This window comes from Cobetia sp. 1AS1, assembly GCF_029846435.1.
Classification (GTDB): Bacteria; Pseudomonadota; Gammaproteobacteria; order Pseudomonadales; family Halomonadaceae; genus Cobetia; species Cobetia amphilecti.
The window spans coordinates 229,976-238,002 of sequence record NZ_JARWKU010000006.1 but is presented as its reverse complement, the minus strand read 5'-3'; the positions used below and the strand labels follow the sequence as shown (position 1 = coordinate 238,002).

The 8,027-nt window shown below is 65.7% G+C and carries 5 protein-coding genes; 1 reads left to right on the top strand and 4 read right to left on the bottom strand.

The genetic code is table 11. The annotated features are described in order from the left end of the window. The coding region (locus QD280_RS12235) for a SulP family inorganic anion transporter (protein ID WP_279839425.1) at nt 1-1,775 on the top strand (1,775 nt) is incomplete at its 5' end. A gap of 142 nt (nt 1,776-1,917) precedes the next feature. On the opposite strand, the gene QD280_RS12230 is transcribed toward QD280_RS12235, so the two are convergent. From QD280_RS12230 to speB, 4 genes are all read right to left on the bottom strand, one after another. Further along, on the bottom strand, nt 1,918-3,384 hold the full coding sequence (locus QD280_RS12230) for an aldehyde dehydrogenase family protein (RefSeq protein ID WP_279839422.1): 1,467 nt from the start codon (nt 3,382-3,384) through the stop codon (nt 1,918-1,920). A 109-nt stretch (nt 3,385-3,493) separates the two neighbouring features. After that, a complete protein-coding gene (locus QD280_RS12225; RefSeq protein WP_279839420.1) occupies nt 3,494-5,176 on the bottom strand; it encodes a 5-guanidino-2-oxopentanoate decarboxylase in 1,683 nt (560 codons plus the stop codon). A 75-nt stretch (nt 5,177-5,251) separates the two neighbouring features. Further along, the gene (locus QD280_RS12220) at nt 5,252-6,568 is read right to left on the bottom strand and encodes a YjiH family protein (RefSeq protein WP_131433041.1); all 1,317 of its coding nucleotides are present in this window, start codon (nt 6,566-6,568) and stop codon (nt 5,252-5,254) included. Nucleotides 6,569-6,934: 366 nt separating this feature from the next. Beyond that, nucleotides 6,935-7,885: an agmatinase gene (gene speB / locus QD280_RS12215; RefSeq protein ID WP_054556970.1), complete on the bottom strand. Its 951-nt coding sequence runs from the start codon at nt 7,883-7,885 to the stop codon at nt 6,935-6,937. Nucleotides 7,886-8,027 lie beyond the last annotated feature (142 nt).

Genomic DNA, 8,027 nt, shown 5'->3' with positions numbered 1-8,027 from the left:
CCCACTATGACCGCCACAGTCTCGGGCGTGATCTGCTGGCGGCGGTGATCGTCAGCGTCATGCTGGTGCCTCAGGCGCTGGCCTATGCACTGCTGGCGGGGCTGCCGGCGCAGGTCGGCCTCTACGCCAGCATGTTGCCGCTGGTGCTGTATGCGCTGTTCGGCACCAGCAGCACCCTGGCGGTGGGGCCGGTGGCGATCATCTCGCTGATGACGGCCTCGGCGATCGCGGGCATGAGCGGCACCGATGGCGCGGCGCTCTCCACGCCCGAGATGCTGGCCACCGCGCTGCTGCTGGCCTTTCTCTCCGGCGCGATGCTGATCGCCATGGGGCTGTTGCGCCTGGGAGTGCTGGTGAATTTCATCAGCCACCCGGTGATCTCGGGCTTCATGACCGCCTCGGGCATCCTGATCATCGCCAGTCAGCTCGGGCCCATCACTGGCCTGAGCCTGAGCGGCGGCAATCTGATCGCGATGGGCGAGTCGCTGTCGTCAGGCGCGCAAGAGCTGCACTGGCCGACACTCGCCATCGGGCTGGGCTGCCTGGCGTGGCTGATCCTGGCACGCCGCCATCTCAAGCAGGGCCTGATGGCCTTGCGGATGAGCGAGAGCGCGGCGGGCATGCTGTGCAAGACCACGCCGATCATCGCCGTCATCGTCTCCAGCCTGCTGGCCTGGGGCCTGAGTGATCCTCTCGTTCAGGGCGAACAACTTGAGCAGGGCGAGCGCGGCATGGCGCTGGTCGGTGCCGTGCCCGGCGGGCTGCCCGACCTCAGCCTGCCGAGCCTTGTCAGCCATGACTGGTCGGGTCTGCTGATCTCGGCACTCTTGATCAGCGTGGTCGGCTTCGTCGAATCGCTGGCGCTTGCCCAGACTCTCGCCGCGAGGCGCCGTCAGCGCATCGACCCCGACAAGGAGCTGATCGCGCTGGGTGTCTCCAACATGGGCGCAGGCGTCAGCGGTGGCATGCCGATCTCGGGCGGGCTGTCGCGCTCAGTCGTCAACTTCGATGCCGGCGCCGCTACGCCCTTGGCGGGGGCCTTCACCGCCATCGGCATTCTGCTCGCCAGCTTGTGGCTGACCGACTGGCTGGCGTGGCTGCCGCGCGCGACGCTGGCGGCGATCATCATCGTCGCCACCACCAGCCTGATCGATATCGCGGCGATCAAGCGCACCTTCCGCTACTCGAAGGGTGACGGTGCGGCGCTGATGATCACGCTGATCATCACCCTCGCGCACGGGGTGGAGAGCGGCATCATCGTCGGCATTGCCGTGTCGCTGGGGCTCTATCTCAAGCGCACCAGCCAGCCGCACAGTGCGCTGGTCGGGCGCGTGCCGGGCAGCGAGCACTTTCGCAATGTCGAGCGTCATGAGGTGGAGACCGACCCCGAACTGGCGATTCTGCGCATCGACGAGAGTCTGTATTTCGCCAATGCACGCTATCTGGAAGACACCGTGCTGGCGCTGATGGCCGAACGCCCCTCGCTCAAGCATCTGGTGCTGGCCTGCCAGGCGGTCAATCTGATCGACGCCTCGGCGCTGGAAAGCCTGGAAGTCATCAATGAACGCCTGAGCGCCGCTGGTGTGAAGCTGCATCTGAGTGAAGTGAAGGGCCCGGTGATGGACCGCCTCAAGTGCTCGGAGCTGCCGGCCAATCTCGGCGGTGACATCTATCTCAGCACCTTCGATGCCTGGCAGGCGCTGAGCATTCATGGCAGCCATTGCGGCCAGTCCTGCGCGCGGGACGGCATCAGCCAGACGGCGGCGGTCGGCTGATAGGGGAAGGCGCTAGTTTCATGGGAAAGCCGTGAAGGGTAAGCCGTAAAGGAAAAGCGCTGAAGTAAAAACCGGGAACGAAAACGCCCCGCCTCGGTGATTGCCGAGGCGGGGCGTTTTCTTATCTAGTCACACAAGCGGCTCAGTCGAGCACCGGCCCGATGATGTGCTTGACCTCCAGATAGCCCGCCAGGCCCCAGGGCCCCAGCTCACGGCCGATGCCGCTGCGCTTGAAGCCACCCCAGCTGGCCTGCACCAGCGGCAGCTGCTCGCTGTTGTACCACACCACCCCGGCGCGCAGGTGACGGCCGAGCTGCTGGGCGCGGCGAGCGTCGCCGCTGACCACCGTGGCCACCAGCCCGAAATCGCAGTCATTGGCGAGGCGGATCGCCTCGGCTTCATCGGCCACGCGGCGCGAGCACAGCACCGGCCCGAAGATCTCCTCACGCCACAGACGGCTTGCTACCGGCACATCGGTGTAAAGCGTCGGCGCCACGAAGTAGCCCTTGCTCGGCAGGCTGCGATGGGTGCCATCGCGCAGCGCCGTCAGGCCTTCCTCGCGCGCCACGTTCAGATAGCTCAGCACGGTGTCGCGCTGGCGGGCACTGGTCATCGGGCCCATCTGGGTCGCGGCGTCCAGCGGGTCACCCAGCACCAGTGCATCGATGCGGCTGGAAAGCGCGGCGTGCAGCTCATCGGCGATGGCTTCATGCACCAGCAGGCGCGAGGTGGCAGAGCAGATCTGACCGGCATTGAAGTAGATGCCCGCCATCACCCAGTCGGCGGCTTGCTCGACATCAGCATCGTCGAGCACGATGATCGGCGACTTGCCGCCAAGCTCGAGAGAGACGCCGCGCGTGCCGCAGGCCGCGGCCTGCATGACCTTCTCGCCGACCACATTGCTGCCGGTGAAGGAGATCTTGTCGATGCGCGGATGACGGGTCAGCGGCGCGCCGATGCCCTCGCCATCGCCGTGCAGCAGGTTGAACACGCCTGCCGGCAGTCCGGCTTCCAGCGCGATCTCGGCCATCACCTGCTCCGGCAGTGGCGTCACTTCAGATGGCTTGATCACCAGGGTGCAGCCCGCGGCGAGGGCCGGCGCGACCTTCCAGGCACTGGTGACCAGCGGGAAGTTCCACGGCGTGATCAGTCCCACCACGCCTGCCGGCTCGTGATAGGTGTGCGCGGAATAGCCTTCGACATCATGCCCGACCTCCACGCCCTGACGCGCATCCAGCGCGCGTGCCTGGGCGGCGTAATAGCGGTAGCAACCGATGGCGTCATCGAGATCGATCTCGGCCTCGGCGCGAATCTTGCCGTTGTTGCGACACGACATCTCCACCAGCGCTTCACGACGTGATGTCAGCCCCTCGGCGAAGGCCTCCAGATAGACCGCACGCTCGGCGCCACTCAGTGCCTGCCAACCCTCGAAGGCCTCGGCGGCGGCCGCGACGGCGGCCTGTACATCACGCGCATCACCCGCCGTCACCTCGGCGATGACGGTCTCCTCGAAGGGGTTGGTGACCGCCAGACGACGCTCGCCGTGGGACTTGACCCACTTGTTGTTGATGAACTGATGATCGAGCTTGTGCATGGACATTGTTGGCATGGACATTGTTGGCTTGGACATTTCTGGCATGTGAGTTCCTTGCCGCCTGCCACCTCAAGGGCACAGGCGGGCATTGTTCGTGAGAATGATGCGCTGCGCCGAGCCGGACTCAGCCGGCGATTGAGCGCTGCCATCCTGCCGCGTCGATTTCCACCAGCAGCGGGGCGTTTGCGTCGCGCTCGCTGATCGCGGTCGCCAGCTCATGGGGGGAGTCGATCGCCACGGCGGCGCAGCCGAAGCCCTGGGCGAGCAGCTGGAAGTCGGGGGCCTTGATGTCGACGCCCAGGCGCGTGACGCCGGCGTTGTCCATGAAGCGGCGGATCTCTTCATAGCCCTGGTTGTGCCACAGCACGATCACCACCGGCAGCTGTTCTTCCACCGCGCAGGCGAGTTCGGACAGCGTGAACATGATGCCGCCATCGCCGACCAGCGCGATCACCGGCAGGTCCGGGCGACCCAGGGTCGCGCCCATTGCGGCGGGCAGGCCGTAGCCGAGCGTGCCGTAGCCGGTGGAGGCATTGAAGTAGCGGCGCGGTGCCGGCTGGCTGAGCAGATGATTGGCGGCGTAGACGGTCGCGCAGGAATCGCCGACCCAGATCGCCTCCGGTAGCGCTTGCTGGAGGGTGTCGAACAGCGGCACATAGGGCGCGAAGGCCGGGTCAGTCGGCAGCGCGAGGGCCTCAAGCGTGGCGGCGGTGATCTGCGCGCCGCGTGTCTTGCCTGTCTCGTCAGTCGTCTCAGCCGTCTTGTCATAGGTTTCGCCCAAGCCATCAGTAACACGCGCGGCGAGGGTCTTCAGTGCCAGGCCAGCGTCGGCGACGATGGCGAGTGTCGCCTGCTGATTGCGCGCCAGCTGTTCGGGGTCGATATCGATGCGGATCAGCTGGCCACCGATCACGAAGCCATCATCGAACACCACGTCGTAGTCGGTCTCGCCAAGTTCGGTACCGATCGCCAGTACCACATCGGCGTCGCGCGCCAGTTCACGTACCGCAGGCAGCGCGGCATTGGCGCCTAGATCCAGCGGGTGGGCGCCGCCCAGCAGGCCCTTGGCATTGATGGTGGTGACGGTGGGGGCATCGAGCGCCTCCACCAGCTGGCGGGCTGCTTCAGGCGCAGCGACACAGCCCCCGCCCAGAAGCACCAGCGGACGCTCGGCGCCCTGCAGCAGGCTCACGGCCTCAGCGAGCAGGGCCGGGTCCGGCGCGAGGCGGCCGATACGCGGGCGCGTGAAGTCATGCGTGGTGCGACCGGCGGGCGGTGGGATCTCGGCATTGAACAGGTCGATGGGGATCTCGATATGCACGGGGCCGGGACGGGCACCCTCGAACAGCGCGAAGGCACGGGCCAGCACTTCCGGCAGCGCGGACGGGTCGAGCAGGGTGTGGCTGAAGCGCGCCACGCCCGACACCAGTTGCTGCTGGCTGGGCAGCTCGTGCAGACGCCCCTGGCCACGGCCGAGGGTGTCGGTGCGATTGACGCTGGAGATCACCAGCATCGGGATGGAGTCGGCCAGCGCCTGGCCCATCGCGGTGGTGATGTTGGTCATCCCCGGGCCGGTGATGATGAAGCACACCCCGGGCTTGCCGGTGCTGCGGGCATAGCCATCGGCCATGAAGCCGGCGCCTTGTTCATGGCGCGGGGTGACGTGGCGAATGCTGCGCGCGGCGGGATCGGCATCCGGCTCCAGGCCACGGTAGAGCTCGACGGTATGCACGCCGGGAATTCCGAAGACGGTATCGACGCCGTAGGTGTCACGCAGCAGTCGGATCAGGAGTTCAGCACAGGTCATGGCAGGTTATTCCAATGACGGGAGCACCGTGGTGCTCCCGTATGAGATGAGAAACAAGTTGAGTGCCCGCTTGGCTCAGAACACGAACAGATGCGCGATACCGGCGATGATCGGCAGGGTGATCAGCGTGCGCAGCACGAAGATGGCCACCAGCTCCCAGATCTTGAGCGGAATCTTCGACTTGAGCAGCAGGGCACCGATCTCGGACATGTAGATCAACTGGGTCAGTGACAGGCAGGCGATGACGAAGCGGGTCAGTTCGCTGTCGATGTCCTTGGCCAGCACCGCCGGCAGGAACATGTCGGCGAAGCCGACCAGCGTCGCCGGGGCTGCCTCTGCCGCGTGAGGAATCTGCAGCAGCTCCAGCAGCGGAATCATCGGGTAGGAGAGCCAGGTGAACACCGGCGTGAACTCGGCCAGCATCAGCGCCACGGTGCCGATGGCGATCACCACCGGCAGCAGGCCGAGGAAGATGTCCGCCACGTTGAAGCCGGCCGATTTCACCAGCTTGAGCGGGCCCGGGGCATGTTCGGCGCGCGCGACGGCCATGCCCAGTGAGTAGCGCAGCACGCCACAGTCGCTCTGGTTCTCTTCACTGATCTGACAGCCAACCGGCTCGTGGTAGTCATCACGCTTGCGCGACAGCGGCGGCAGACGCGGCACGATGACGGCGGCGATCAGGCCCGCGATGACGACGGTCAGATAGAAGGGCACGAACAGGTGGTTGATGTTCATGAAGCTGGTGACCAGCAACGCGAAGGCGATCGAGACCACCGAGAAGTTGGTGGCGATCACCGCCGCTTCACGCTTGCTGTAGAAGCCCTGCTCGTACTGCTGGGTAGTGATCAGCACGCCGACGGTGCCGGAGCCCATCCACGAGGCGGTGGCATCGATGGCGCTGCGCCCGGGCAGATTGAAGATGGCGCGGAACGGACGACGCACCAGGCTGCCGATGAATTCCATGAAGCCGAAGTCGACCAGCAGCGGCAGCAGAATGGCCGCGAAGAAGAAGAAGGTCAGCAGTACCGGCGCGAGATCATTGAGCATCACGCCGCCGGTGAAGGCCGCGGTGACCTGGGTCGGCCCCCACTGGAAGTAGGTCATCAACGCGAAGATGGCGCCGAGGGCGCGCATGGCGAACCACACCGGCGAGACATCGAACAGCTCATGCGCCGCGCCCTGGCGTGCCCAGGCGGGCTTGGCGAGCTTGACGAAGCCGGTGAGGATCACCGACAGGCACAGCACCGCGACGGCGATGGCGGGCAAGGCGCTGCCGAGCGTGGCCTTGAGCCAATCGGCCATCAGGCCCATGCCGATATTGATGGTGTCGCCGACACTGAACGGCACCAGGAAGAAGCTGACGCCGAGCAGTGACGGCACCAGGAATTTCATCAGCCCCTTGGCCGTCAGCGGCACGGGGCGGGTGGCGATGAGGTCTTTCTGCGCCTTCTGTGGCTTGGCGGTCTCAGGCTGTTCAGCACCAGAGCCAGAACTTGATACGGAACTTGAGACAGAGTCGGATATAGCGCGGGGCGGCGTATGGTCCGCCGCGGAGTCGATGCTGGTTGTCATTCGGGTCACCTAGATCTTGTTGTAATGGTCAGGCTCTAGCCGAGCATTGTGTGATGCATCATGCCGTTTCGTGTCGGGTGATTCTGTATGCGCCGAGGGCGGGACGGGCCCCCGGCGCGGGTGCAGCAGGACAGCGGGTCATTCGTGGGTCGTTCGCGAGCGGCTTGGCTCAGTCGTACTGAGGGATCAGTCGCGCTGTTGCACGCCCGGCAGTACGCACAGCATCTCGTAGAGCAGGGTCGCGCCCATCAGCGCGGTGTTGCCGCTGGTGTCGTAGGGCGGGGAGACTTCCATCAGGTCACCGCCGACGATGTTGAGGCCACGCGCGCCGCGCACGATTTCCATGCCCTGGGGCATGGTCAGGCCGCCGGCTTCCACGGTGCCGGTGCCGGGGGCGACGGAGGGGTCCAGGCCATCGATGTCGAAGGTGATGTACACCGGGCGGTCGCCCATCATGTCGCGCACTTCGGCCATCAGCGGGGCGAGTGACTTGAACCAGCACATCTCGGCGGTCTCGACACGGAAGCCCTGCTGGCGGCACCAGTCGAAGTCATCGGCGGAGTAGCCGGTGCCACGCAGGCCGATCTGTACCACGCGATTGCTGTCGAGCAGGCCTTCTTCCTGGGCGCGACGAATCGGCGTGCCGTGGGCGATGGGCTCGCCGAACATGTGGTCGTTGACGTCGGCGTGGGCATCGATGTGGATCAGGCCGACCGGACCATGCTTCTTGGCGATGGCACGCAGCACCGGCAGGGTAACGGTGTGATCGCCGCCCAGTGTCAGCGGTACGCAGTCGTGGCGCAGCACCTCATCGTAGAACTGCTCGATGATGTCCATGCTCTTGGGCAGGTGGAAGGTGTTGATCGGCACATCGCCGATGTCCGCCACCTGCAGGCTATCGAAGGGCGCGGCGCGGGTGGCCATGTTGTAGGGGCGCAGCATGCGCGATTCATCACGGATCTGACGCGGGCCGAGACGTGCGCCCGGACGGTTGGAGGTACCGATGTCCAGCGGAATGCCGATGAAGGCGGCGTCCAGGCCTTCCGCGGTTTCCTGAGCCGGCAGACGCATCATGGTGGCCGGGCCGCCGAAACGTGGCATGTCGTTGCCGCCCAGCGGCTGATTGAACTCGCTCATCTGTCTCTCCAGGGTCTTGAGTCGCTCGCGCTAGCGTGACGGCGAGCGGGGTATTGTGATTGTTCGCCTGATCGCTCGGCCGGACGGTGGCATGAAGGCCGGCGATCTTCCTTGGCGCATACCCCAGCATTGCAGTAACCAT

Bases quoted from the DNA above. Each gene is read 5' to 3' on its own strand.
- QD280_RS12225 (WP_279839420.1), bottom strand. From the start codon at position 5,176: ATGACCTGTGCTGAACTCCTGATCCGACTGCTGCGTGACACCTACGGC.
- QD280_RS12230 (WP_279839422.1), bottom strand. From the start codon at position 3,384: ATGCCAACAATGTCCATGCACAAGCTCGATCATCAGTTCATCAACAAC.
- speB (WP_054556970.1), bottom strand. From the start codon at position 7,885: ATGAGCGAGTTCAATCAGCCGCTGGGCGGCAACGACATGCCACGTTTC.
- QD280_RS12220 (WP_131433041.1), bottom strand. From the start codon at position 6,568: ATGAAATTCCTGGTGCCGTCACTGCTCGGCGTCAGCTTCTTCCTGGTG.